This is a genomic window from Amycolatopsis sp. YIM 10 (genome assembly GCF_009429145.1).
GTDB lineage: Bacteria > Actinomycetota > Actinomycetes > Mycobacteriales > Pseudonocardiaceae > Amycolatopsis.
In genome coordinates, this window is the sequence record NZ_CP045480.1 from 6,904,590 (window position 1) to 6,929,446 (window position 24,857).

The 24,857-nt window shown below is 68.5% G+C and carries 23 protein-coding genes and 1 pseudogene; 16 read left to right on the forward strand and 8 right to left on the reverse strand.

Annotated elements, in window-relative coordinates:
• Positions 1-3: 3 nt before the first annotated feature.
• The 8 genes from YIM_RS32475 to YIM_RS32510 all read left to right on the forward strand — a co-directional run bounded on the left by YIM_RS32475 (position 4) and on the right by YIM_RS32510 (position 11,425).
• A complete protein-coding gene (locus tag YIM_RS32475) occupies positions 4-1,137 on the forward strand; it encodes an ABC transporter substrate-binding protein (RefSeq protein ID WP_153033949.1) in 1,134 nt (377 codons plus the stop codon).
• A gap of 190 nt (positions 1,138-1,327) precedes the next feature.
• A complete protein-coding gene (locus YIM_RS32480) occupies positions 1,328-2,374 on the forward strand; it encodes a LacI family DNA-binding transcriptional regulator (protein ID WP_153033950.1) in 1,047 nt (348 codons plus the stop codon).
• A gap of 368 nt (positions 2,375-2,742) precedes the next feature.
• Complete coding sequence (locus YIM_RS32485; protein ID WP_153033951.1) at positions 2,743-4,596, forward strand: hypothetical protein; 1,854 nt, start codon at positions 2,743-2,745, stop codon at positions 4,594-4,596.
• A 4-nt stretch (positions 4,597-4,600) separates the two neighbouring features.
• Positions 4,601-6,811: a family 43 glycosylhydrolase gene (locus tag YIM_RS32490; protein WP_228004147.1), complete on the forward strand. Its 2,211-nt coding sequence runs from the start codon at positions 4,601-4,603 to the stop codon at positions 6,809-6,811.
• A gap of 56 nt (positions 6,812-6,867) precedes the next feature.
• Complete coding sequence (locus tag YIM_RS32495; RefSeq protein WP_153033952.1) at positions 6,868-8,178, forward strand: RICIN domain-containing protein; 1,311 nt, start codon at positions 6,868-6,870, stop codon at positions 8,176-8,178.
• Positions 8,179-8,319: 141 nt separating this feature from the next.
• A complete protein-coding gene (locus YIM_RS32500; RefSeq protein WP_153033953.1) occupies positions 8,320-9,243 on the forward strand; it encodes a carbohydrate ABC transporter permease in 924 nt (307 codons plus the stop codon).
• The gene (locus YIM_RS32505; protein WP_153033954.1) at positions 9,233-10,093 is read left to right on the forward strand and encodes a carbohydrate ABC transporter permease; all 861 of its coding nucleotides are present in this window, start codon (positions 9,233-9,235) and stop codon (positions 10,091-10,093) included. Before YIM_RS32500 ends, YIM_RS32505 begins: the two co-directional genes overlap by 11 nt.
• Positions 10,094-10,114: 21 nt before the next feature.
• Positions 10,115-11,425 (forward strand): ABC transporter substrate-binding protein, encoded by a 1,311-nt coding sequence (locus YIM_RS32510; RefSeq protein ID WP_153033955.1) that lies wholly within the window; start codon positions 10,115-10,117, stop codon positions 11,423-11,425.
• Between the two features lie 58 nt (positions 11,426-11,483).
• Here YIM_RS32510 and YIM_RS32515 read toward each other — a convergent pair whose 3' ends face one another.
• Positions 11,484-12,977: a cellulase family glycosylhydrolase gene (locus YIM_RS32515; protein WP_153033956.1), complete on the reverse strand. Its 1,494-nt coding sequence runs from the start codon at positions 12,975-12,977 to the stop codon at positions 11,484-11,486.
• 327 nt (positions 12,978-13,304) lie between these two features.
• Entirely contained in the window at positions 13,305-13,520 is a 216-nt protein-coding gene (locus YIM_RS48705) for a hypothetical protein (RefSeq protein ID WP_194239827.1), read from the reverse strand.
• Between the two features lie 197 nt (positions 13,521-13,717).
• Between YIM_RS48705 and YIM_RS32525 the strand changes: the two genes are divergently transcribed.
• On the forward strand, positions 13,718-14,431 hold the full coding sequence (locus YIM_RS32525; RefSeq protein ID WP_153033957.1) for a maleylpyruvate isomerase family mycothiol-dependent enzyme: 714 nt from the start codon (positions 13,718-13,720) through the stop codon (positions 14,429-14,431).
• Between the two features lie 401 nt (positions 14,432-14,832).
• On the opposite strand, the gene YIM_RS32530 is transcribed toward YIM_RS32525, so the two are convergent.
• The gene (locus YIM_RS32530; RefSeq protein ID WP_153033958.1) at positions 14,833-15,684 is read right to left on the reverse strand and encodes a hypothetical protein; all 852 of its coding nucleotides are present in this window, start codon (positions 15,682-15,684) and stop codon (positions 14,833-14,835) included.
• A gap of 366 nt (positions 15,685-16,050) precedes the next feature.
• Between YIM_RS32530 and YIM_RS32535 the strand changes: the two genes are divergently transcribed.
• The 5 genes and pseudogenes from YIM_RS32535 to YIM_RS32555 all read left to right on the forward strand — a co-directional run bounded on the left by YIM_RS32535 (position 16,051) and on the right by YIM_RS32555 (position 17,996).
• Positions 16,051-16,239 (forward strand): GlsB/YeaQ/YmgE family stress response membrane protein, encoded by a 189-nt coding sequence (locus YIM_RS32535; RefSeq protein ID WP_228005046.1) that lies wholly within the window; start codon positions 16,051-16,053, stop codon positions 16,237-16,239.
• A 77-nt stretch (positions 16,240-16,316) separates the two neighbouring features.
• Positions 16,317-16,667 (forward strand): hypothetical protein, encoded by a 351-nt coding sequence (locus YIM_RS32540; RefSeq protein WP_153033960.1) that lies wholly within the window; start codon positions 16,317-16,319, stop codon positions 16,665-16,667.
• Between the two features lie 178 nt (positions 16,668-16,845).
• Positions 16,846-16,959, forward strand: a pseudogene (locus YIM_RS32545) (acyl-CoA desaturase); the annotation flags it as partial.
• A 77-nt stretch (positions 16,960-17,036) separates the two neighbouring features.
• Positions 17,037-17,465, forward strand: coding sequence for an STAS domain-containing protein (locus YIM_RS32550; protein WP_153033961.1), 429 nt, complete (start codon positions 17,037-17,039; stop codon positions 17,463-17,465).
• Between the two features lie 138 nt (positions 17,466-17,603).
• Positions 17,604-17,996, forward strand: a complete 393-nt coding sequence (locus tag YIM_RS32555) for a low affinity iron permease family protein (protein ID WP_153033962.1) — start codon at positions 17,604-17,606, stop codon at positions 17,994-17,996.
• A 416-nt stretch (positions 17,997-18,412) separates the two neighbouring features.
• On the opposite strand, the gene YIM_RS32560 is transcribed toward YIM_RS32555, so the two are convergent.
• The 5 genes from YIM_RS32560 to YIM_RS32580 all read right to left on the reverse strand — a co-directional run bounded on the left by YIM_RS32560 (position 18,413) and on the right by YIM_RS32580 (position 22,744).
• Positions 18,413-18,817, reverse strand: a complete 405-nt coding sequence (locus YIM_RS32560; protein ID WP_153033963.1) for a GNAT family N-acetyltransferase — start codon at positions 18,815-18,817, stop codon at positions 18,413-18,415.
• Positions 18,818-18,873: 56 nt separating this feature from the next.
• A complete protein-coding gene (locus YIM_RS32565) occupies positions 18,874-19,386 on the reverse strand; it encodes an aspartate carbamoyltransferase (RefSeq protein WP_153033964.1) in 513 nt (170 codons plus the stop codon).
• Complete coding sequence (locus YIM_RS32570; RefSeq protein ID WP_153033965.1) at positions 19,373-19,810, reverse strand: MarR family winged helix-turn-helix transcriptional regulator; 438 nt, start codon at positions 19,808-19,810, stop codon at positions 19,373-19,375. Before YIM_RS32570 ends, YIM_RS32565 begins: the two co-directional genes overlap by 14 nt.
• An 814-nt stretch (positions 19,811-20,624) precedes the next feature.
• Positions 20,625-21,266 (reverse strand): hypothetical protein, encoded by a 642-nt coding sequence (locus YIM_RS32575; protein ID WP_228004148.1) that lies wholly within the window; start codon positions 21,264-21,266, stop codon positions 20,625-20,627.
• Between the two features lie 26 nt (positions 21,267-21,292).
• On the reverse strand, positions 21,293-22,744 hold the full coding sequence (locus tag YIM_RS32580; protein ID WP_153033967.1) for an alpha/beta hydrolase: 1,452 nt from the start codon (positions 22,742-22,744) through the stop codon (positions 21,293-21,295).
• A gap of 181 nt (positions 22,745-22,925) precedes the next feature.
• Here YIM_RS32580 and YIM_RS32585 point away from each other — a divergent pair, with 181 nt between their 5' ends.
• Positions 22,926-24,113: a sensor histidine kinase gene (locus tag YIM_RS32585; RefSeq protein WP_228004149.1), complete on the forward strand. Its 1,188-nt coding sequence runs from the start codon at positions 22,926-22,928 to the stop codon at positions 24,111-24,113.
• Positions 24,114-24,791 (forward strand): response regulator transcription factor, encoded by a 678-nt coding sequence (locus YIM_RS32590; RefSeq protein WP_153033969.1) that lies wholly within the window; start codon positions 24,114-24,116, stop codon positions 24,789-24,791.
• Positions 24,792-24,857 lie beyond the last annotated feature (66 nt).

The window sequence follows — 24,857 nt, forward strand, 5'->3', positions numbered from 1 at the left end:
AGTATGAGGTCCCACCGCAAAGCGGTCCTCGCGGTGCTGACCGCGAGCATGCTGGCGGCGAGCGGAGCCACCGCGGCCGCGACCCCCGTCACGAACGACACGAGCAGCCGAGAAGAGGCGCAGTTGCAGAAACTCTACGAGCAGGCGGTGGCCGAAGGCGGCGATCTGGTCGTCTACGCCGGCGGCGACAAGCCCGGACAGGCCGACTACCTGCGTGACGCGTTCATGAAGAAGTTCCCGAAGATCAAGGCGAACGTGATCGTGGACTTCAGCAAGAACCACGACGCCCGTGTCGACAACCAGGTCGCCGAGGGCAAGGTCGTCGCCGACGTCGTGCACCTGCAGACCATCGACGACTACCCGCGCTGGAAGCGCGAAGGCGTCCTCGAGCAGTACCGGCCGGTCGGCTGGGACCGCGTCTACAACCAGGTCAAGGACCCCGACGGCTACTACACCGGCGCGTTCTTCTTCGCCTTCTCCAACGTCACCGCCACCGCGCTCGGCAGCAACGCCCCGGTGGAAGCCGCGGACTTCCTCAAGCCGGAATTCAAGGACAAGCTCGTCTTCACCTACCCGAACGACGACGACGCGGTCCTCTACTACTTCAAGCAACTCACCGACAAGTACGGCTTCGACTACCTGAACAAGCTGCTCGCACAGCGCCCGAAATTCGTCCGCGGCACGCAGGACTCCTCGGATCTCGTCGGCACCAACGGATACGTCGCGAGCTTCGGCACCTCCGGTGGGCGCGACGGCCTGGCGCACCAGACCTACCCGGCGCAAAGCCCGTGGGTCGCCTGGCCGCAGACCGCGGCGATCCTCAAGCAGGCACCGCACAAGGCAGCGGCGAAGCTGTACATGAGCTGGCTGCTGTCCCGCGACGCGCAGCAGCACGACATCGGCACCTGGAGCGCCCGCACCGACGTCGCCCCGCCCGCCGGCACCAGGGCTATCTTCGACTACCCGAACATGAACCCGCTCGGCCTCGGCACCTTCATGAGCGATCGCACCGCTCTCGACCGCTACAAGGCACGGATCACGCTGTATGTCGGTGACGTGCGGGGAGCCAACCCCGCCGACCCCGACGGCGTGCTCGGTCTCTACCCGATCGACCAGCAGGGCACTCAGGGCGCCTGACGTCCCGCGGCCCTTGTCCGCCGACCTGGTCGGCCGGTGCCGCTCTGTCCGCGCCCTGTTTTGTGATCGTGCACAGCGAAGACGGTCGCCCACTTTCAAGCGCCAACGGCAAATACCGGCTATTGAAAGTGCCGAGCGGGTGTCCTTACTGTGAGCGTGCACGATTCGGAGTCGCAGCGGAAGTGGGCCGATGACCGACACCGCGCCACAGCGGCGTACGCGAGCGCGGACGAAGCGCCCGCCGACCATCCATGACGTCGCCGCGCACTCCGGCGTTTCCCGCGGCACCGTCTCGCGTGTCCTGCAGGGCGGGCACAACGTCAGCCCGGCCGCCCAGGAGGCGGTCGGCGCCGCGATCCGCAAGCTCGGCTACGTGGCGAACCGGGCGGCACGCAGCCTGGTGACCCAGCGCGCCGGCTCGGTGGCGTTCCTGCTCTCGGAGACGCAGGACCGGTTCTTCGAGGACCCCAACTTCACCACCCTGCTGCGGGGCTGCACCAGGGCGCTGGCCGAGCAGGATCTCCCGCTCGTCCTGATCACCGCGGGCAACGAGGCCGAACGCCGCCGCGTCGCCCCGTTCCTCTCGGCACACCACGTCGACGGCGTGCTGCTGTTCTCCTCGCACCGCGGCAACCCGATGATCGACCTTCTCCGGCGGGCCGAACTGCCGTTCGTGTGCTGCGGCAAGCCGCTCGGCCAGCGCGGCGCCCTGTCCTATGTGGCGGCCGACGACCGTGAGGGGGCCAAGAACATGGTGCGCCACCTCATCGAGTCCGGCCGCACGCGGATCGCGACCATCACCGGTCCCCGCGACACCCCCGGCGGGCTGGAGCGGCTGGCTGGCTACCGCGAAATGCTCGCCGAGCACGGCATCGCCTACGACAGGCGATTGGTGGCGACCGGTGACTACAGCAGGGACAGTGGCGAGGCGTGCATGCACCGGCTGCTCACCCGTGTCCCGGACGTCGACGCGGTGTTCGTGGCATCGGACCTGATGGCCGAAGGTGCACTGGCGGCGATCGTCCGGGCTGGTCTCCGCGTGCCCGACGACATCGCCGTCGGGGGCTTCGACGACTCACCGGTCGCGGCCACCACCCGCCCCCGGCTGACCACGATCCGGCAGCCGTGGGACCGCATCAGCGAGATGATGGTGCGTCAGGTGCTGGCCCAGATCGACGGCGAAGGGACGGCCACGGTGATCCTGCCGACCGAACTCGTCGTCCGCGAGTCGGCCTGATCGGCGAGACCGCACGGGAAACGCGGCTACCGGGCATCATTCACCGTCAACTGTGGACAGACGCAGGCGACCCCGCTCCGGCGGGAGTTCTCGCCCACGATTCATTGCGGCAGCGCAGATGGGAGCGCTCCCACTCCGTCCACCATGGCAGCTCGAGACGGCCGCAGTCAAGCCCTAAGGCCTCTGTGCACGTTCACACGAATCATGCGAACGCCGTATTGAAACGATCTAAAACATGCGGTTCCATCAGACTGGATCGCACGGGAATGACCTGTGCACGTTCACAGTATCTCCTCGCGCGGGAAGGCCGCTCCCCCTGGCTCAGCGCGTAGGCCACGGCGAAAACCCCTGCAACACAGGGAGGATCCATGCAACAGTCCATCAAGGTTTCGCTGTCCGTGGCCGCGGCCGTCCTGCTGTCCGCCACGGCAACGGTGTTCGCGGTCGACGTGGGCGCCGCGACGCCGGCGGACGGTGTCGCGCCGGCGGCCGCCAGGCCGATGGAGAACCTCGGCCGCGGCGTCGTGGCCGTGCGATCCGGCAACAACAGCGTGCTCGTTTCCTGGCGGCTGCTGGGGCTCGACCCGGACGGCATCGGGTTCAACGTGTACCGGTCCACGGGCGGCGGCCCGGAGGTCAGGCTCAACTCCGCGATACTCACCGGTGGTACCAACTTCACCGACTCGACGGTGGACTCGACCCGGTCGAACAGCTATCGGGTACGGCCCGTCGTCAACGGCGCGGAGCAGCCACCGAGCGGCGTCTTCACCCTGGCCGCCAACCAGGCCGTCGAGCCGGTCGTCCGCGTACCGCTGCGCGCCGGTGGCCCGGTGAAGTTCGTCTGGGTCGGCGACCTCGACGGCGACGGTGAATACGACTACGTGCTGGACCGCCAGACCTCACCCCAGGCGATCGAGGCGTACCGGCGCGACGGCCAGTTCCTCTGGTCGGTCGACATGGGACCGAACAGCACCAACCAGAACAACATCGAAGGCGGATCGTCCACCATCGACGTCGGCCACAACGACGGCGTGACCGTCCACGACCTCGACAGCGACGGCCGCGCCGAGGTCGCGGTGCGCATCGCCAACGGCGTCCGCTTCGGCAACGGCACCACCTTCACCAACAGCGACAACAACCGCCAGTTCATCGCCATCCTCGACGGCATGACCGGAGCGCCCCGCGCCACCGCTCCGGTCCCGGCCGACTACCTGTCCGACGGACCGATGTACGCCCGCTTCGGCGTGGGCCACCTCGACGGTGCACGGCCCAGCCTGGTCGCCTTCATGAAAAACCGGATCGGCAACGGCGGATTCAACCTCATGATGGGCGCCTGGCAGTTCACCGGCCAATCCCTGACCCAGCAGTGGAAGTTCCTGCGCGGCAACCAGAACCTGCCCGACGGGCACAACACCCGCATCATCGACGTCGACGGCGACGGGACCGACGAAGTCGCCGAGATCGGTTTCGTGCTCAACGGAAACGGCACCCTGCGCTACTCGCTGGCGCCCAGCGGAGTCATCCACGGCGACCGCTTCCACATCGCCAAAATGGACCCCGGCCGGCCGGGCCTGCAAGGCTACGGCGTCCAGCAGGACAATCCCAACGGCCTGCGCGAGTACTACTACGACGCCACCAACGGCTCCATCATCTGGCGGCACACCGCGGCCGGCACCGCCGACGTGGGACGCGGCATGGCGGGCGACATCGACCCGCGATTCCCCGGCATGGAGGTCTGGTCCTTCTCCGGCCTCTACAACGGACCGGCGAACCAGCTCACCGAACCGAACACGTCACTGAGGCCGTGGCCGCAACTGGGCCTGTGGTGGGACGGCGACATCACGATGGAACTGCTCAACGACGGCAAGTTCGAGAAGTGGGACCCGGACAACCCCAAGCCCACCAACAGCCTGCAACGGCTGCTCACCACCTCGAACCACGGCGCGGTCGACGCGAGCCAGGACGTCCAGCCCACCTTCTACGGCGACATCCTCGGTGACTGGCGTGAAGAAGCCGTCTACACCAACGCGAGCTACAACCAGCTGATCATCTTCACCACGAACCAGCCGACCAGCACCAGGCTGTACACGCTCGCGCACAACCCCGCCTACCGCAACGCCATGACGCTCAAGGGATACATGCAGTCCCACCACGTCGACTACTTCCTCGGCGCAGGCATGACCCCACCACCGCGGCCGGACATCACCTACCCCGGGAGATGACGCTGTGAGAACCACGAAGTTCGTCACTCGTGCCGCCCTGAACAAGAGCTCGGGCAATCTGATCCGGTACCGGAAGTTGGCCGCCACCGCATTGTTGTCCGTAGCGTTGGCCGTACCGCCCGCGACGAGCACCGCGGCGGAGACCCCGGCATCCCAGCTCCAGGACCAGGGCGCCGCCGCCGAACCGGTGCTGGAACGCGGCCTCGAGTTCCTGGTGTCCGACTACCAGACCCGCGATCCGGCGAAGTACACGGCTGACTCCTGGGCGCCCTTCGCCAAGGCACTGACCACCGCAGCCGATGTCGCAGGCAACACGTCGGCCACCACGTCGGAGGTCGCCGCCGCGAAAACGGCACTGATGACCGCCGCTGACGGGCTGAAAGCCGCTGACGAGGGCACGTTCCAGACCATCACCAACAACACCTTCTGGAACGACACCAGCGGCAACCCCATTTACTCGCAGGGCGGCGGGGTCTTCAAGTTCGGCGACACCTACTACTGGTACGGCGTGCACTACGTCGGCGCCGAGAGCTATCGGGCCAACCCGACACAGAAATACGACAACCAGGTCTCTTTCGTCTCGATCCCCGTGTACTCATCCAAGGACCTGGTGAACTGGAAGTTCGAGAACCGCGTCGCGACGCGCTCGACCGGGATCCAGAACGGCGCCACCCTCGGTCAGGCGGGCTGGGTCGGTCGGCTGGGGGTCTCGTACAACGAGAACACCGGCAAGTACGTGCTCGCCGTGCAGGCCTATGTCGGAGGCGGGCATGGAATTCTGCTGCTCCAGGGCGACTCGCCGACCGACACCTTCGACTACGGCTACTTCCAGACCCAGATCACCAACTCGCCGACGACCGGCACGGGAGACCAGACGGTCTTCACCGACGAGGACGGGAAGGACTACCTGATCTTCTCCAACCGCGAAGGACGTTCGCGCGGTTTCGTGGCCAAGTTCCGGGAGTCCGACTCGCTGCGGATCGAACCAGGCGTGGAAATCCGCCGCGGCGACGGCCGCGAGGGCAACGCCATGTTCAAGCTCGACGGCAAGTACTACCACGCGGCATCGGACCTGCACGGCTGGAACACCTCGGTCAACTACGTCAATGAGTCGACCAGCACCAACATCCAGGGTGCCTACACTGGTGAGTTCGTTCTTCCCGGTACCGAAATGGACTACAGCCACGTGACCCAGACCGGGTTCTTCGTGACGGTCAAGGGCACCAAGCAGAACACGGTGATCTACGCCGGCGACCGCTGGGCCGACTTCGCCTGGAACGGTATCGGCTACAACCAGTGGGTGCCGATCACCAAGAGCGGCGCGCGGCCGCAGTTCCACTCGGTGAGCCAGTGGCAGTTCAACGTCACGACCGGCGAGTGGCGCGTCGGGCCGGCGAACAACTACCTCCTCAACCCGGACATCCAGGCCGACCGCGTCATCGTCTCCAATGTACGGGGATGGAAGAACCTCGGCGGTTCGGTGACCAACGTCAACGGTGGTGTGAACGGATCTCGCTTCGCCCTCCAGGTGAGCAACAGCGGCGGCGTCGAGCAGCGGATCGGGTCGGTGCCCGCAGGCACCTACACGCTGTCCTCGCACGCGCGGGGCAGTGCCGGACAGGTCGTGCTCACCGGCGCGAACGGCAGTCAGCGCACCCTGGGCATCCCGTCGTCGAGCGGCTGGACCAAGCGCGAACTCACCGGCATCGAGCTACCCGGCGGGGCCGCCACCGTCACCGTGCGGGCATCCGGTTCGGGCGGCGTCACCGTCGACCAACTCTCACTCGTCAAGACCTCCGACAGCGGCGAACCGCCGACGGGCCAGCGTTACGAGGCGGAGACCGCACCGGCGGTATGCCAGGGCACGATCGACTCGAACCAAGCCGGCTTTTCCGGCAGCGGGTTCTGCAACGGCAACAACGCCGTGGGCGCCTACGCCCAGTTCACCGTCACCCCGACGACAGCGGGCACAGCGACGCTGGGGATCCGGTTCGCCAACGGCGCCGGCGACGGTGGTGCGCGACCGGCGAACCTGGTCGTCAACGGGGTCACGGTCGGGACGGTTTCCTTCGAGTCCACCGGTTCCTGGACGACCTGGTCGACCAAAACCGTCACCGTCGCGCTGAACACCGGCGGCAACACCATCCGGCTGGAGCCGACCACGGCGGCCGGTCTGCCCAACATCGACTACCTCGATGCCGGTGCCGCCGCGTAACAGGCACTTGCCGCGAGCTGCCCACCCCGCACCGCACCACACCCAAGGAGTCATCCATGACCATGCAACGACGAACCTTCCTCGGCCTGAGCGCGGCCGGAGCGGCGGCCGCGGGCCTGTCCCTGCTCGGCACGGGGCAGGTACTCGCCGCCGGGCCGCTGGGCACGGCACCGGCCACACCGTTCGCGGTCGGCGTGCGCCGGTACGACTGGACCCGCGGCAGCCGGCCGTGCACCACCTACGTCTACTACCCCGCCACCGGCACCCCCGGCGGCAACCCGATGACCAACGCCCCGGTCGCCAATGGCGTCTTCCCCGTCTACAACTTCACCCACGGCTTCGGAAGCAGCCCGCAGAACTCGCTGTTCATCATCCGGGCCCTGGCCGCCGCGGGCTTCATCGTCCCCGCCCCGCACTTCAACCACAGCTTCCCCGACGTCAACAACGGCAACACCGCCAAGGACGTCTCGCAGATCCTCACCAACACCCTCGCGCTCAACGCGAGCGGACCGCTGACCGGGCACATCAACACCGGCCTCGGCGTCGGCGTCTCGGGTCACTCCCTCGGCGGCATGATCACCCACGGCCTGCTGACCTCCTGGCCGGACAGCCGGATCATCTCCGCCAACCCACAGTCCTGCCAGGACATGGGCAACCCCGCCGCATCGGTATCGGCCAAGGTCCTGTTCGTCCACGGCGACAAGGACTCGACCACGCAGTACTCCTCGGCCCGGCAGGCGTACACGGAGATGACCTGGCCCAAGGCGTTCCTCACCTTCGTCGGCGGCAGCCACACCAGCTTCTGGAGCGACAACCGCTTCCCGAACACCGTGGTCGACTGGGCCCGCTGGACCATGTACGACGACACCGCCGCACGAGACCGCCTCCCCGCCGACGCGGCCGGGCCCAACACCAAGTGGGAAGCCCAGCTGGGCAACTCGCCCGGCGGTCCCGGCCCCTGCACCCTGGTGGCCCAGCACAGCGGCAAAGCCGCCGAGATCGCCGACGCCTCCACCGCCGCCGGCGCACGGCTCGTCCAGCGGACCACCAACAGCGGTCCTCACCAGCAGTTCGAATTCATCGACACCGGTGACAGCCACGTCCGCGTCAAAGCCCGGCACAGTGGCCTGTTCCTCCAGCCAACGGGCACCACGACCGGCGCGGACGTCATCCAGCAGGCCGAAACCAGCGCCGCCGGCCAGCAGTGGCGCGTGGTCGACCACGGCGGTGACGTGATCAGCCTCGTCAACCGGGAATCCGGCCTGGCCATGGACGTCTGGGAATACTCCACCACCGACGGCGGCCGCATCTCCCAGTGGACCTACACCGGAAATCCCAACCAGCGCTTCACCCGTCACCGCGTCTGACCCAGCGACTTGACGGGGATGTAACGTCGATGTCAGGCTGGAAAGCGCTTTCCCGAAGTTCCCGGTTCACGGAGTTGTGATCATGGTTTCTTCGATCGGCCGTTCGTCCGCAGGGCAACTCGCCGCCCTAGTGCGGGTGACATGAGCGCCCTCGACGAGCTCCGCCGGCTGCGGCGGGACAGCACCACGGACCGCAAGCGTGACAACAAAGCCGCCTTCTGGTTCCTGCTGCCCTGGTTCGCCGGACTGGTGATCATCACCCTCGGCCCGGTCGCGGCCTCGTTCGGCCTCGGCTTCACCGAATACAACCTGATCCAGCCACCGGAGTTCATCGGGCTGGACAACTTCACCCGCGTCTTCAGCGACGAACGGCTGCACAACGCACTCGGCGTGACCTTCACCTACGTGCTGGTTTCGGTACCGCTGCAACTGGCGTTCGCGCTGGGTGTCGCGATGCTGCTCGACCGCGGGTTGCGCGGACTGGCGTTCTACCGCTCGGCGTTCTACCTGCCGTCGCTGCTCGGGTCGAGCGTCGCGATCGCCGTGCTGTGGACCCAGATCTTCGGCGCGGACGGCCTGGTGAACCGGGTGCTCGGGTTCTTCGGCATCGAGGGCAAGGGCTGGATCTCCGACCCGGACACGGCGTTGTCGACGCTCATCGTGCTCAACGTGTGGACGTTCGGCGCGCCGATGATCATCTTCCTGGCCGGGTTGCGCCAGATCCCTGGCGTGTACTACGAGGCCGCCGCGATCGACGGGGTGCGCGGGTGGTCCCGTTTCCGGCACATCACCCTGCCGCTGCTGTCGCCGATCATCTTCTTCAACCTGGTGCTGCAGATCATCCACGCCTTCCAGTCGTTCACCCAGGCGTTCGTGGTCTCCAACGGCACCGGCGGGCCGTCGGACTCCACCATGTTCTACACGCTTTACCTGTACCAGCAGGGTTTCAGCCGGTTCGACATGGGCTACGCCGCCGCGCTGGCGTGGTTCCTGCTGCTGATCATCGGCGCGTTCACCGCCATCAACTTCTGGGCCGCGAAGTACTGGGTGTTCTATGACGACTGAGCTGCCGCACCCGATCCGGTACCGCGGGCGGCTGTCCGCGTTCGCCAAGCACGCCGGCCTGGTGCTGCTCGGGTTCGTGATGCTGTACCCGGTGCTGTGGATGGTCGTCAGCTCCCTGCGGCCCGACGACGAGATCTTCCGCAGTCCCGGCCTGCTGCTGGAATCGCTGCGCACCGAGAACTACGCGGGCGGCTGGAACGCGCTGACCCCGGCGTTCGGGACCTACCTGGTCAACTCCACGATCGTGGTGCTGGGCTGCATCATCGGCAACCTGGTGTCGTGCTCCATGGCCGCCTACGCCTTCGCCCGGCTGGAATTCAGCGGCAAGCGGTGGTGGTTCGGGATCATGCTCGGCACGATCATGCTGCCGATCCACGTGATCATCGTGCCGCAGTACATCCTGTTCTCCCAGCTGGACTGGGTGAACACGGTGCTGCCGCTGATCGTGCCGAAGTTCCTCGCCACGGACGCGTTCTTCATCTTCCTGATGGTGCAGTTCATCCGCGGCCTGCCGCGGGAACTGGACGAGGCGGCCCGCATCGACGGCTGCGGCCATCCCCGGATCTTCCTGCGGATCATCCTGCCGCTGATGAAACCAGCGCTGGCCACCACCACGATCTTCACCTTCATCTGGACGTGGAACGACTTCTTCAGCCAGCTCATCTACCTGACGGACCCGGAGATGTACACCGTGCCCGTCGCACTGCGCTCGTTCGTCGACGCCACCGTCTCGACCTCGTGGGGCTCGATGTTCGCGATGAACGTGGTGTCGCTGGTCCCGATCTTCCTGGCTTTCCTGATCGGCCAGCGCTACCTCGTCAGGGGAATCACCACAACCGGCGGCAAGTAGCCGGAAAGGAGCCTCTTTCCCATGCTGAACAAGGCGATCCGCCGCACCGTGTTACCGGTGCTGCTGGCACTGACCGCGACCCTGACGGCGGCCTGCTCGTCCGGATCCGGCGCCGACGCGGAACTCTCGGCCGAGCCGGTGACCCTCCGCTTCACCTGGTGGGGCTCGGACGACCGGCACAAGCGGACGCAGCAGGTCATCGACCTGTTCCAGCAACAGCACCCGAACATCACCGTGCGTGGCGAGTTCAAGGAGTGGAACGGGTACTGGGACAGCCTCGCCACCACGGTGGCGGCCAACGACGCGCCGGACATCATCCAGATGGACGAGCTCTACCTCGCCTCCTACGCCGAGCGCGGCGCGCTGCTGGACTTCAACGAGGCCCGCAAACACCTCGACACCGCAGGCTACGACGCCAAGGCGCTCGCCACCGGCGCGATCGACGGCAAGCAGTACGGGCTGCCGGTCGGCCTGGCCGCTTACTCGATCGTGGCGAACACGGACCTGCTGGCCCGGTACGGGGTCGCGCTGCCCGACGACACCAAGTGGACCTGGGAGGACCTGCGCAAAGCGGGCGAGCAGGTCTCCAAGGCAGGCGGCGGCAGCGTGTGGGGCCTCCAGTCCGGGGGCTTCAACGACGCGGGCGGACTGCACATCTGGGCCCGTCAGGCCGGCGCGTCCGTGTTCGACGACCAGGGCAAGGTCGCCATCCCGCCCAAGGTCCTGCAGGACTACTGGACCTACCTGCGCGACAACGCCAACGCCGGGACGTCGCCGCCACCGCCGGTGAGCGTCGAGAAGGCCGCCGCCGGGCTGAACCAGTCCGCCACCGCGACCAACACCGCGACGTTCGGCATGTGGTGGAACACGCAGCTGACCGCGCTGACCACAGCGAGCGGCTCGAAGCTGAAGCTGCTCAGGATGCCGGGCGAAGCTCAGGCCAAAGCGCCTGCCGCGTACTACAAGCCGTCGATGTTCTGGTCGGTCTCGTCCCGTTCCCAGCACCCCGCCGAAGCGGCCGCGTTCGTGAACTTCCTCGCCAGCAACGAGGAAGCGGCCAAGATCCTGCAAACCGAACGCGGCGTGCCAGCCAACCAGAAGATCCGGGGGACGATCAACGGCCTGCTCAAGGAAACCGACAAGGCCGCAGCCGACTTCCTCGACGCCCTCCCGGTCAGCGACCCGCCGCGGGTGACGCCGAAGGGGGCCAGCACCATCGAAACGATCATCAAGCGGCACACCGAGAACGTCCTCTTCGGACGCACCACGCCCGAGCAGGCGGCAGCGGAGTTCATCAGGGAACTACAGTCCGAAGTGGACGCCGCACGGTGAACCCCGGCCCGTCGGAGTGGACAACACAGCAGCCGCTGCTCCTGGTGCTCGGGAGTGATCAGCGGGCACTGTCGTAGGGGTCCTGGCCGAGCAGGTGGGCCTTGAAGCCCTCGCCGACACCGGGCTCGGGTGTGCCGTTCCAGTCCTTGATCAGCACGGCACCTGTGCTGCACCCCCACGGGTTCCAGGTCCACGCGAGGTAACCCAGGTCGTGCGCGTCGGCCCAGTCCACCAACCGCTGCATGTAGTCGAAGCCGCAGTTGTCCTGGCCGAACTCACCGACTACGACCGGGACCTGCTGGGCGAGTGGGGCGATCTGGCTGTCCCAGCAGGATTCGGTGGCGCAGGCGTTGAAGCTGTAGGCGTGCCAGGACGCCGCGATGTTGTTCAACGGGTCGACCGGCTTGTGGGCCAGCCACTCCCGCATGTCGTTGGCCCACTCCAGGCCGCCCAGCATGAGCATGTTGGTCGCGCCGGTGGCTCGCACCGCGTTGACCAGGTCCTGCATGCCGGCGGTTTCGTAGGGCAGGCCGGTGCAGGTGCCCCCATCCCGCCAGCACTGCCAGCCGAGGGTCTTGTTCCAGTCGCTGGCGATCTCCGGGTACGGCTCGTTGAACAGGTCGAAGACGACGGCGTTGTTGCCCTTGAACGCGGTGGCGACGCCGGTCCAGAACTGCGGGGCGTATCGGGCGTCCGGCATCGGTTTCTGGCACACCGCGTGCTCGTCCTTGCAATGCCACTCCGGCCCGTTCGCGTAGGCGCCCCACGTCCAGTGCAGGTCGAGGATCACGTTGATGCCGTTCTTCACCAGCAGGTCCACGTAGTCCTTGACGGCCTGCTGGTAGGTGACGCCGCCGGGTGAGCCGTTGACGCCCAGCCAGCACTCCTCGTTCAACGGGACCCGCACCGCGTGGATGTTCCAGGTCTTCATCGCGTTCACCGACGCCTGGTCCACCGGACCGCCGTCCCACATGCCCTTGCCCTGCACGCAGGCGAACTCGCCGCTGGAGCGGCTCACCCCCAGCAGCCGGTACGGCGTGTCGTCCGCGGTGACGATCTTGTTGCCGGAGACGCGCAGCGCCGGTGCGGGATCGTCGACCGGCGGAACGGTGCCGGTGCATGCGGCACCGTTGACGGCGAAGTCCGTTGGCTTGGCATTGCTGCCGTTGTAGGAGAAGGTCGCCTCCGGCTTGACATTGCCGCCTGTCGGGATGGTGCCGTTCCAGCTCGTGTTGGTGACGGTGACCTTCGTGCCCGACTGGGACCAGTTGCCGCCCCAGCCGTGTTGAAGGGTCTGATTGCCGGTGTAGGTGTAGGTCAGCGTCCAGCCGTCGACCGCCGATGAACCGAGGTTGGAGATGGTCACACCGGCGCCGAACCCACTACCCCAGTCGTTGGCCGTGTAGTCGACCCGGCAGGTGAACGCGGCCGCCGCGTTCGCGTCACTCACCCACGGCCCGCCCGCCGCTGCCGTCAGGACCGTGCACGCGATGGACCCCGCGGCGACCAACGCGGCGAGCGCGGTGCGGCGTTCTCCGATTCTTCCTGACATCAGCACTCCTTTGTGCAGGTGACGTTCAGCCCGCCGCCGTGTCCTTCGGGAGCGTTCAGCAGGTGGGCAGGGCCGCTGAATGGAGATGAGTCGCTCCGCGGGCAGGTCGTTCATGGTTTTGGGAGCGCTCCCAGGATCACCGTAGCGAAGATGTGGCGAAACTTGAAGACCTCGGCCCGGAAACGCACCCGGGCGGTTCAGAGTGTCTCGCCCGCACCGTGCCGAGCGTCAGCTTGTTCCGCGGGACGAGACCCGCCCCGCCGGTCGCCGCCGCTTCGCCCCGTTGACCGACGGCATCAACCGCACGGGGACCCGCCCGCCGAGCGACTACTGGCGGTCCGCTTCCTGCTGGATCACCGTCAGGTAGATCGAACCCGCCACTGCGAAGCGCTGCACAGGGACCCGACCAAGCCGACCACCGCCGTTTTGCACGACAACACTGGGATGGGGATCGATATCGGCGCCATCGCCCAGGTCGCGCAGATCGGTCCACCACCCTCGGTCGCCTCCCTTCGGCAACGGCTCGGCCGCTCCGGACGTCACGATGAGCCAGATAGCCCTCGACCGGGGTATCGGGGCCGCTGTTGTCAGCGTCCGCCTATTTCCTGAAATCGCCGCCTGTGCAGTATTCCGATGCCGAGGCGCACGTTGCGGTGGAGATGTTCGTCCGTGGCGAGGTCGACCGCTGAGCCGTTTCCGCCGAAACGCGGCCGGCGCGGTAATAGGCTACGGTCCCCGGTATGGAGCAGTACGAGATTCGTGACCAGGTACTGCTCGTCCGAGGCGGGGTCGAGCGGTTGCTCAGCACGATCGAAACGCTGACCGACACCGACATCACCGCGCCGTCACGGCTGCCGGACTGGACGCGGGCACATGTCCTCAGCCATCTGGCCCGCTCGGCCGACTCTCGCACCGGACTGCTCGTCGCAGCCCGCGACGGCGTCGTCGGGCGACAGTACGAGAGCGAGCAAAGCCGGGCCCAGGACATCGAAACTGGCGCCACCAGGCCACCTTCGGTGATCCGCCGCGACGTGAACGAGGCGTTCGACCGGTTCTTCCCCGCTGTCGCCCAGCACCCGCCTGACCGCTGGGACGCGCCCGGCGAATGGCTGGGAGTCGGCGAGTCACCGGTGCGGCGGGTCGTGCCGAGCATGCGCCGCGAGGTCGAGTACCACCACGTCGACCTCGCGGCGAGCTACCGGCCGGAACACTGGCCAGCCGACTTCGTGCGCACCCAACTCGCCTCGGTCATCGACTCGATGAAACAGCGCCCGGACGCACCGGCGATCACCCTTGACCTGCCCGGCCGGACAATCCGCTTCGGCAACGGCGAATCGTGCACCGTCTCCGGCGACGCGGCCGATCTGCTGGCATGGCTGACCGGCCGCGCGGACGGCCGCTCACTGCGAACGACTCCGCCCGGTCCCCCACCCACCATGCCGCCACTCGCCTGACCCGCGGCTAAAGCGCTGACGAGTCCGAGAAACCGCGTAGCGGATCTCCGAGGTCCGGCATCTTCGTCATCGGCGAGCCAGAGATCATCCGGGCCGGGCAGCGTCTCGCTGATGGTGTGGGTGGCCAGATCGGCCAGCATCAGCGCGTCGGTCAGCTGGAACCGGGTCGACCAGCCCGGCCGGTCGCGGTAGAGGTCCAGCGAACCGAGTCGCACCACCCCGACCTGAAGCGGGAACGAGAACACCGCCGCCGCGAACGCCGCCAGGCAGGGCCCCTCCCCACGGTGAGCTGCAGTTCCTCCAGCCCGGCGCCTTCCCTGTTGCCGGCAGCACCAGGCCACGGCGATGGTCAGCCGCGCCGCCGGGCGCGCCTCCTGTCTCTGGGGACGTGCCGTGCCACGCTACCTGGCGGAGCGGGGCGAGGACCCACTTCGCCCTGCGAGCGACGCGTAGTGGGCGGTGCCGATCGCGCCGGCGACGGCCAAGGCGAATCCCGCGACCGCCGGGCCGGTGAAGCCGTCGCGCACCCGGTCGTCCAGATAGGCCAAACCGATGAGCGAGGACAGTGTGGTGTTGGTGGTGAACATGACCGCGGTGACCGCGGTCGGGCCGCCCTGTTGCAGGGCCATGGCGAACACCACCGCCGCGGTAAGTCCATTGAGGACGATCGACGGCGCCGACGGCTCCAGGACGAGCCGCCAGGCCGCGTCCGGGAGGTGCAGGGTCCGGGCCGAGATGCCGACGACGCTGAAGCTCAGACCGGCGCCGAGTGCCAGCACCGGCGCCGTCCAGGCGCGGTCGCGGCGCTTGGCCCAGTAGGCGATCGCCGCCACCGGCAGGACCATGCCCAGCAGGATCCAGCGCCAGCCGGGCGGCAGGACCCGTGCCGGGGCCGGGTCGGCCGACACCCCCAGCAGGATCAGGCCGGTTGCGCCGATGCCCAGTGCGGCCCAGCCGAACGCGGCCATGCGGGTGCCCATGAACGCGGCGATGGTGGCGGTCACGCCCACGCTGAACGCGAGCAGCGACTGCACCAGGAACAGCGGCAGCCGATGCAGGGCCGCCGCGGCGCACAGGAATCCCAGCACGTCCACACCGAGACCGAGGAAATAGACCGGCTGGCGCCGGAGGGCGCCCAGGTCGAAGGAGGTGCCGCCGTACACGCCCGCACGCCGGATTCCGATCGATTCCAGGATCGAGCCGCTACCCGACGCCAGGGCCGCCAGCACGGCGAAGACGTAGCCGAAGGCCATCCGGTCAGTGTGACAGCCGGATGGGGCAAGCAGGTACCGGTCGCGCATCAGCCCTGTCCAGTGGCCCGGTGGAGGTCTACGCTGAGCCGCACCACCCGGTACCCGCCGCTCCGTCGATGCCAGCGGATGTCGACGCGAGCGGACCGAGGTGGCTCGGGCACCGCCCTGGACCTTGGCGACGCACGCGTCGAATCGTAGACGCGCCAAGGAGGTGGTGAGCCTGTTCCCGCGAACGATCCCAGCCGAAGCTTCTCGCCGGCGGTCGCTGTACACCCATCCGGGCAGCTCCACCGGGGTCCACGGTGGATTGTCCGGCCGCGAACCAGAAATTCCCGCGGTCCGGCGCATTAGGGAGTACTCGTGAGTATGAGCATCGCCTGGATCGTGCTCGGCGGCTGGGCAGCCTCCACCCTGTTCCAGATCGACACCACCGGCGGGTTCTTCGACCTCTCCACCTGGATCATCGCCATCCTGGGAGCCGCGGTGCTGCTCCTGGTCTACTACGCGGTCACCAGTGGCAGCCGCAGGTCCGGCTTCTGGCGGGCCAGCCGATGACCCGCTCACCAGCCCGGTCGCGATGGTGGCGGCCCGCGCGCCGCGGGGCTTCCCCCGCAACAAGGGATACCAGGATCATGACGAACCGAGAGCAGTACCCGAACCCGCGATCCGGCCGGGCGCGCACCGTCCGGATCGCCTGCACCGTCGTGCAGGCTGTCTGTGGCCTGTTCGCGGCGGTGCTCGCCGCGCACATCGTCATGGTGCTGGGCGAGGCGAATCCCGCCAACGGGGTCGCGTCGTTCGTGCGCGGCTTCGCCGCCGCGGTGTCGCTGGGATTCGACGGCCTGTTCACGCCGACCAACGCCAAGTTCCAGGTTCTGCTCAACTACGGCTGCGCGGCGATCGTGTGGCTGGGCTTCGGCGCGGTGGTGACGGCGTTGATCCGCCGTCTCGCGCTGCCGAGGCCACGCGAGCTCGTACTCTAGATGGTGTAGCGCTCCATCCGGCGCCGCACGACATATGTCCATTGAGGACAATGTTGCACGTTGGCCAGTGAGCGTTCCTCTCGCACTCCTCTGCAAAGTCCCGATAGGACAGTCTCGCACGAAGCCGCTGATCATTCCTGGCCGGACGGTCGGTGAGCAGATCTTCGTGTTGATTCCCTCCTGGTCCTGGTGGGGTGCGCTGACCGCGTTCTTCTGGGCCGGGCTGGTGCGGGTGTCGTTCCCGCACCACGTGACCTGGTCGATCAACTCGATCTGTCACATGATCGGCGAAAGCTCGGCTGGGCCACCGACGTGCGCACCGAAAGACCGGACCTGACGCGCCGGCGCCCCGATCGAGGAGAAGACGCAATGACCGAAGGCTTCCCGTCCACAGCCCTTCCCCCTGCCGATGTTCCGCCGGGCCGGCGCGCGGAGGCGGAGCTCCTGACCATCACGGCCAAGCGGGTCCTCCCCGGCACCGTCGTGCTCGCGGTACGCGGTGAGGTGGACCTGTGCAGCGGCCCCCTGCTGCGGGATGCTCTCCGCGCCCACCTGCGGCACCCCTCCGTACCGCTGGTCGTCGACCTCACCGGCGTGGGCTTCTTCGGAGTTGCCGGGCTCAATGTCATGGTCACGGCCGCGGAGGCCGCGGTGGCGGCGGGAGCGGGGCTGTGTCTGGTCGCCAACAGCCGACCGGTGCTGTGGCCGCTGACGATCACCGGGCTGGACGGCATGTTCGACATCCACCCGAACCTCACCGAGGCTTTGCAGTGCCCGGGTGGCGGTCCGGCCAGATGACTGGAACCCGCAGTCCCGTGCCGATCGGACCGCCGCCACAACGGAAACGCTGGTCACGGAGGCGCTCGCCGACGTTCTCATCGCGGTACACAGCGGCAGGATCTGTCCTGCCGCCAGTGGGCCAACTAGGCTTCGGCGATGGAGCGGAACCCTGCCAGAGCCGAAACGAGCGGCCATCGCCGCTCGCCGTTCGAACGTTTCGTCGAATGGGTCCACCTGCGCGCGAGTCAGGCCCCCTTCTTCTTCGTATGCGCCGGAATCGTGCTGTGCTGGGGCGTCAGCGTGCCGTTGTGGGCTGATCTCAAGGAATGGCAGACGGCCATCCACACGGTTGCCAGCATCTTCACCCTGCTGCTGGTCGTACTCATCGAGAACGCCGGCCGTCGCGCCGAGGAAGCATCCCAGGAGAAGCTGAACGCCATCGCCGCGGCGCTGGTTGCGCTCATGGCCTCCGGGGCGCGTGAGGACCCGGAGCTGCGAGCCGCGATCAAGGCCGCGCGGGAATCCATCGGGCTGGAAGAGCGCCACTGAGCCGTTCCTGCCTGAGCGCCAGCCGGCAACCACAGGCGCCTGGACTGCCCTGATAAGGGCGCTGGCGCGGTTGAGGAGCGGCCCGATCCGGGCGGGGATGTCGGGATCCTGCTGACCTCGACACGACGGCTACCGCGAGTGGGACACCACGATGGTGGCGGTCACCGGCGCCCGGGTCCACCGAAGACCAACTTCGCGAGGCGTGATCTGTGGAGCCCAGCCCTCATGATGCTGGACATGACCGAGGGAGGCCGCAACCACATCGAACATCTGCGCATGGGCCTGCGAGACGACGACTCACCCCGCGGCCGGACGTCGCGCTGACGACCAATTCCGCTGACCTCTCCGTCCTCGGTGCCCCGGAAGCAGCGCAGCCCTGATCGAAGGCCTCTCCGGTGCCGGTCTCCCCGATCAGGTCAGAGTCGGAGAGCCATACCGACCGAGTCCGGTGCGGTTTCCGCGAAGCCGTACCTCGCGTAGAGGTGGCGTGCGTCGCCGTCGGCGATGAGTGAGATGTAGGCCGTGCGCGGTGCTCGTTGCCGCAGGTCTTCCATCAGGGCGGTCATGATCTGCTTGCCGAGCCCGCGCCCCTGGTGTTCAGGTAGGACGCACATGTCGACGATCTGGAAAGCGGTGCCGCCGTCACCGACGACGCGCCCCATGCCCACCGGACGGTCACCGTGGTGGGCGACGACCGCGTGCCACGTGCCGACCAGGCCGGCCGTTGCCGCCGCGGTTGATTTCAGGCTCAGGCCCGTGGCGACCCGCAGGTGCTGGTACAGCTCAACCGAGGGCGTTTCGGCTCGCACGATGTAGGTCACGACTCTCCTGTGGTTGCGTGGAACGGGTCGGTGCTGGACACCTCCGGGCTGCCGGTTCAGCTGGTGGCATGCGTGCCGTGGTCGCCGACTTGGGCGTCGAACCAGGTGTGCAGGGCGTTGCGAAGGTCGGCGTCCGCGGCGGTGTAGGTGGCGCGTGCGCCATCGGGGGTGTTTGCGTAGTCGATGGTGATGCGCCCGCCGTGTGCGCGGAGCGCCTCCAGGCCGGGCATCTCGTTGCCGTGGATGCGGGCGGGGTCGGTGAAGTCGCCGCGTCGGAAGCGGTCGACCTCCGCGGTCAGGTGTTGCTGGATGAGGGTGATCTGGGCGGCGTCGCGCGGGTCGTCGGCGACCACCGTCTGCACGCCGCCGGTGTCGGTCTTGGTGAACTGATGGGTGGTGCGTTCCAGGTCGAACGGCATGACGGACGCGCCCCGCTCGGCGACCTCGGCCTGGCGGCCGGAGGGCGCCGGTGTCGACGGGTCGGCGGCGCAGCCGCTGCCCAGCGCGACGCCAGCGGCGGCCACCAGGAGCAGGGCTCTACGGACCTGGGGACGGTCAGGACGGTTCAACAGTGGCCTCCGCGAGGATCTGGAGCGCGTGCACCACGGCGGCGCGCTGGTCATCGGGTACACGATCAAGCAGGGCGGCGAGCCTGTCCCGGCGCGCATCAGCCTGCCGGGCAGCCGCGGTGGCACCCGCGTCGGTGAGCACGAGCAGCACGCCGCGGCCATCGCCGTCGGCCGCCTCCCGGTGCACCCAACCCCGGCCGGTCAGGTTGGCGACCAGACGGCTGACGGTGCTCTTCTCCAACCGCAACCGGCGAGCCAGCTCCACCTGACGGAGCCGCCCCTCACGGGCGATTTCCACCATGGCATGAGCTTCCGAGACCGGCAGCGGCTGCCCGCACGGCGTGCGGTCGGGCTGATGGAGGCCGAAGTTGCGGACGAACCGCATCAGGGCCTCCTGCGCCGCGTCCGTCTCCTCGCTCTGCATGGTTCGACCATACAACCAGATGGTTCGACGATGCAACCAGATATGGCGGGGGCGGACCACACCACGGCCAAGGTCGTCTCGGCTACGAACCGTGGTGCGCCTGTCGGTTCGAGCCGCCCTGGCGCGACGTCGATCGCCGTGCCGTGCAGGACGCTGGCGAGCAGGCCGGCCGGAATGTCGGTGCGAAACACACGACCGCGGCCTGGCCCCGCCGGATCAGGCCGTGCACCCGTTGCTCGGGTTCGCAGCAAGACCCGACGTAGCTACCTGACTGTCAGAGGCGTCCGGGGGTGCCGAAGCAGACTCACTCCAAGAGTTCGGAAGTTGAAGTGCTGGGTGGCGAAGTGGATGATCTCGGCGATCGTCATGTAGTCGCGGAAGTACGGATCCCAGCGGACCGCCACGTGCATGCCCTCGTCGAGGCGGCCGGATGGGGCGGTCGCAGCGCATCTCGGGCTGGGCGCCCAGCTCGGCCGGTGAGGACGCGGGCGAGGTCCACGGTCAGCTCGATCGAGGTCGGCAGTGAGCCACCGGCCGGACCGGCCTGCTCCGGACGGGCGCACCGGCCGCCGGAAGGTGCCGGTCAACGCGGCCTCGCCAGTGCGGCGACGCGTTCAGTCATGCCGTCGCCGTAGCCGGTCACCTGGGTGCCGGCCTCTTCCGGGGCGGCGGCCCGGCGGTGGCGATCACCCGGGCACCTCGGCGCAGCGCGAAAGTGCACCTCACCCATGGTGGAACCTCCGCCGGGCTTCGAAGGCGGCCGGCTCGGCCATCACCTCGCTGACCGACGTGGAGTTGACGGTCAGGAGCAAGGTCAGCCCGCACCGCCGTCGAGTAGCCAGTTGTAGCGCAGCCGCAGCGCTCGTTCCGTGCTGGCCAGCGCGGTAACGGCCCCGACCGCGATGTTGAGCCACACCGGCAGGTCCACGGGCGAGGTGAAGGTCCCGATGTTCGCGGCGATCGGTGCGGGCTGGGTCAGTTTCTCCAGGAGTTGCATGACGAGGACGGCCAAGGAGACCACGAGCACGATCGACGAGAAGACGCTGATCCCGCGGCTGAGCGCGGGGTGGGCGCGGTCGAGGTGCGCGCGGCGCCCTTCGGCCGAGACGCGGTCTGGGCTCAGCTGACGCGCGGTCCCGTCGGCGGTGACGTAGTGGCACCGCTTGAGCCCGAAGGCGCTCTTCTTCACTTCGATCGTGCCGCCGGGGACTGGGAAGGCAGCGGGGAACCGGGACCGGGCGTGGTGCCTGCCGTCGACGTACAGATCGGCGTTGGCGAAGCCGGAGGAGTCGGTCCGGTTGTGCCGGACGTCGACCGCGTAGACGGTGTGCCCGCCGTCGCCGTCGCCCAGCCGGAGGTAGAACAGGGCCCGGCCGAGCAGCTGCCACCAGCGGAACCGTTGCAGCGCGTGCCCGTCACCGGACTTGACTCGCCGGGCGGCCCGGCGACTCCGCATTTCACCGAACATGGCCGTCCTCCCGCTCACTGGCCCGGCTCCGCCGCGCAGGCGAGGTCGCGCGCGGGACGCTGGCCGGTGGTCAGGAACTTCGTCGCCGCGTCGTTGGCGCACTGGTTGTCGTCCCACGGGTAGAGCCCGTGCCCGCCCTGGTCGGCGGTCACCATCGTGGCCCTCTGCCCGAGTGCGCGCCGCAGCTCGCGGGCGCCGGCCAGCGGCGTGCCCGGGTCGCGTTCGTTCTGCAGCAGCAGCACGTTCGACGGGCCCCTGTTCCCGATGCGCACCGGCGGTTCGGTGCGCTCGTCCGGCCAGAAGGCACACGGCCCGATGTTGGCCGTGGACCCGCCCAGCATCGGGTGCTTCACCCGGTCGACCGTGACCGCGCGCTGGTAGTCCCGGATCGAATCCGGCCAGCGGGAATCACCGCAGATCACGTACAGCCGGGAGGACATGGAGCTGTCGCGGTCGGTCGAAGACGGGAGGGGCACCGGCACCGGCTGGTTCGTCTCGATCGCCTGCCAGGTCTTGGCCAGCGCGGGCAGGGCCGCGTCGCTGTAGAGGTATTCGAACGTGAGACCGCGGAACGCCATCCCGTTCACGCCCTGGACCGGCGTCGCGTCCAGCCGCTCGGCCAGGTCGAAGTACTTGGCGGTCACCTGTTCCGGGGTGGTGCCCAAGCCGTACTCGGGGTGCGCGGCGGCGTAGGCCGCGAAGTCCGGGAACCGGTCCTCCAGGCCGCGGGCGAACCCGCGCATGGCCGTGACGTCGTATCCGCCGGGGCCCAGATTGCTGTCGAGCACGATCCGGTCGCCGCGTTCCGGGAACATCGTCGCGTACACGGCACCGAGGTAGGTTCCGTACGAGGCGCCGAGGAACGAGATCTTCGGCTCACCCAGCGCCTCCCGGATGCGCTCCATGTCGCGCGCGGTGTTCGCGGTGGTGGTGTGCGGCAACATCGCCGCGGTCGGCGAGGTGGCGCACTGCTCGGCGATGGTGCGGGCGTACCCGGCCTCGCGGGTGACATCGTCCGGGGTGTACGCGTACGGCGCGAAAGCACCACGTGCCTGCTGCTCCGGGGTCAGCTCACAGGTCACCGGCGTGCTGCGGCCGACACCGCGCGGGTCGAACCCGATGATGTCGTAGGAATCCAGCACTTCCTTGGGCAGTCCGGAACTCGCGAGCAGGGCGGGGTAGCCGAGCCCCTCGCCGCCGGGGCCGCCTGGATTGGTCAGCAGGACCCCGCGGCGTTGCGCGGGATTCTCGCTCTTCAGCCGGGAGATCGCGATCTCGATCCGCTCGCCGCCGGGATTCCGATGGTCCAGCGGGACTTCGAGGGTCGAGCACTCGAGCCGTGGCGCGGCGACGCCCTCCGGGCACGCGCCCCACGTCAAGGTTTCCGCCGCTGCCGCCGAGGCAGCCGGAACGGCGGTCGCCACCACGGCGGTCGCGGCGAGGGCAAGCGACAAGGTACTGCGCATTTCCTGTCCTCCTGTGTCGAAGGTGGGTCGGAACGAGTCTGTCCACTCGGCACTCGCCGCACATCGATCCAACGGCTGGACCGCATTGGACCGAAGTCGAATGCGGTGCTGCGACTTTGGTCGGGGGTGCTCTGGCCACAAGGCTCCTGCGCCGGCATCGGGATTTCGCGACAATGACCGGGTGAACACAAACTCGGCGCCACGATCAGCGAGGTGGCAGGGGCAGGCTTGGCGGCTGGTGGTGGCCGCGCTGCTGGGCCTCCCCTTCTGGTTTTCCACCGCCGCGCTGGTGCCGCCGGGGTGCGCGGAGAACACGTGTTCCTGGCTGGTCACCGGCGATCCGCTGGTCGCCCTCGCCTGCCTGGCGCTGCTGCCGTGGCGGCGGCGGTTCCCGTTCGCCGTGGCCATGGTGGTCACGGTCGCCTCGGGCGCGTCGACGCTGGCCGCCGGCGCGGCGCTGCTGACCCTGTGCTCGATCTCCACCCGCCGCCGTCCGGTCGAGATCGGCGTGGTGGTGCTGGCCTTCGTGACCGCTTCGCAGGTGCTCTCCGGCATCCACCCGATCGAGGCTCCACCGATTCCGCTGTGGCTCCAGCTCGTTTTCCCGGCACTGAGCGCGGGTATCGCGGTGGCCATCGGCGCGGCCATCGGCGCCCGGCGTGTCGAAGTGCGGTCCCTGCTGGAACGGGCCGAAAGCGCGGAACGCGAACAGGCCGCACGAGCCGCGCAGGCCCGCGCCCAGGAACGGAACCGGATCGCCCGCGAGATGCACGACGTGCTCGCGCACCGGATTTCCCTGGTCGCCATGCAGGCCGGTGTACTGGACCACACCGACGACCTCACCGCCGAGGAAAACCGCACGCTGGTCCGTGGGATCGCGGACGGTTCCCGCCAGGCGCTGGAAGAACTGCGGGACGTGCTCGGCGTGCTCCGGGGCGATCCCGACCGCCCGGAACCACCGCAGCCCTCGTTCGACCGCGTGCCCGACCTGATCGCCGACTCCCGCGGGTCCGGAATGGACGTCACGCTCACCGACACCGTGGTGGGCGAACCGTCCGCGGTCATCGGGCGGACCGGTTACCGCATCGTCCAAGAAGGACTGACCAACGCCGCCAAGCACGCCCCCGGGGCACAGGTGCTGGTCACCCTGGACGGAACGGCCGGGGACGAACTGCGCGTCGGCGTCCGCAATTCACCCGCCACCACGGCAGGCACCCGGCCACCGGCCTCCGGCTTCGGCCTGCTCGGCCTGAGCGAACGCGTCGCCCTCGCCGGCGGCACCCTGGACCACCGGCCGGCGCCCGGCGGCGGCTACCTGCTCACCGCGCGACTACCCTGGCCGAACCGGAACCACCCCAGGGGAGGCTGAGTGGACAGCGCGCGCGAGCCGACGCGGGTGGTCATCGTCGACGACGACCAGCTGGTGCGGATGGCCCTGCGGCTGGTCGTCGACGGTGAACCGGACCTGACCGTGGTCGCCGAGGCGGCCGACGGGGAGTCGGCGCTCACCGTGGTGGACCAGCACCGGCCGGACGTGGTGCTGATGGACGTGCGCATGCCCGGCCGCGACGGGCTCAGCGCCACCCGGGAACTGCTCACCCGCCCGTCGCCCCCGAAGGTCCTCATGCTGACCACCTTCGATTCCGACGAGCTGGTGCTCGGCGCACTGGAGGCCGGGGCGCTCGGGTTCGTGTTCAAAGACACCCCGCCGCCGCGGATCGTCGACGCGGTGCGCATGGTCGCCGAGGGCAATCCCGTGCTGTCCCCGGCGGCCACGGCGCGGGTCATCGCCGCCGCCACCGGGTCGCGGACCACCGGCACCCGCCGTTCCTCCCGCGAGTCCGCACGGGCGAAACTGTCCACTTTGACCGAACGGGAACTGGACACGGCGCGGGCCATCGCCGATGGGCTGGGCAATCCGGAGATCGCCGAACGGCTGAACATCAGCGTCGCGACGGTGAAGGCCTACACCGGCAACCTGTTCACCAAACTCGCGGTCGAGAACCGGGTGCAGATCGCTCTCGTGGTGCGCGACGCGGAGGACTGAAACGGCCCACAGCTCGTGGCCGGTGTCGAGCGTGATCATCCGGTGGGCACGCCCAGGGGTCGCTGT

Coding starts and splice junctions, on each gene's coding strand:
- YIM_RS32525 (WP_153033957.1), top strand. CDS start 13,718: ATGGAGCAGTACGAGATTCGTGACCAGGTACTGCTCGTCCGAGGCGGG.
- YIM_RS32510 (WP_153033955.1), top strand. CDS start 10,115: ATGCTGAACAAGGCGATCCGCCGCACCGTGTTACCGGTGCTGCTGGCA.
- YIM_RS32515 (WP_153033956.1), bottom strand. CDS start 12,977: ATGTCAGGAAGAATCGGAGAACGCCGCACCGCGCTCGCCGCGTTGGTC.
- YIM_RS32480 (WP_153033950.1), top strand. CDS start 1,328: ATGACCGACACCGCGCCACAGCGGCGTACGCGAGCGCGGACGAAGCGC.
- YIM_RS32505 (WP_153033954.1), top strand. CDS start 9,233: ATGACGACTGAGCTGCCGCACCCGATCCGGTACCGCGGGCGGCTGTCC.
- YIM_RS32500 (WP_153033953.1), top strand. CDS start 8,320: ATGAGCGCCCTCGACGAGCTCCGCCGGCTGCGGCGGGACAGCACCACG.
- YIM_RS32485 (WP_153033951.1), top strand. CDS start 2,743: ATGCAACAGTCCATCAAGGTTTCGCTGTCCGTGGCCGCGGCCGTCCTG.
- YIM_RS32570 (WP_153033965.1), bottom strand. CDS start 19,810: ATGCAGAGCGAGGAGACGGACGCGGCGCAGGAGGCCCTGATGCGGTTC.
- YIM_RS32580 (WP_153033967.1), bottom strand. CDS start 22,744: ATGCGCAGTACCTTGTCGCTTGCCCTCGCCGCGACCGCCGTGGTGGCG.
- YIM_RS32495 (WP_153033952.1), top strand. CDS start 6,868: ATGACCATGCAACGACGAACCTTCCTCGGCCTGAGCGCGGCCGGAGCG.
- YIM_RS32550 (WP_153033961.1), top strand. CDS start 17,037: ATGACCGAAGGCTTCCCGTCCACAGCCCTTCCCCCTGCCGATGTTCCG.
- YIM_RS32530 (WP_153033958.1), bottom strand. CDS start 15,684: ATGGCCTTCGGCTACGTCTTCGCCGTGCTGGCGGCCCTGGCGTCGGGT.
- YIM_RS32555 (WP_153033962.1), top strand. CDS start 17,604: ATGGAGCGGAACCCTGCCAGAGCCGAAACGAGCGGCCATCGCCGCTCG.
- YIM_RS32535 (WP_228005046.1), top strand. CDS start 16,051: ATGAGCATCGCCTGGATCGTGCTCGGCGGCTGGGCAGCCTCCACCCTG.
- YIM_RS32540 (WP_153033960.1), top strand. CDS start 16,317: ATGACGAACCGAGAGCAGTACCCGAACCCGCGATCCGGCCGGGCGCGC.
- YIM_RS32475 (WP_153033949.1), top strand. CDS start 4: ATGAGGTCCCACCGCAAAGCGGTCCTCGCGGTGCTGACCGCGAGCATG.
- YIM_RS32575 (WP_228004148.1), bottom strand. CDS start 21,266: ATGCGGAGTCGCCGGGCCGCCCGGCGAGTCAAGTCCGGTGACGGGCAC.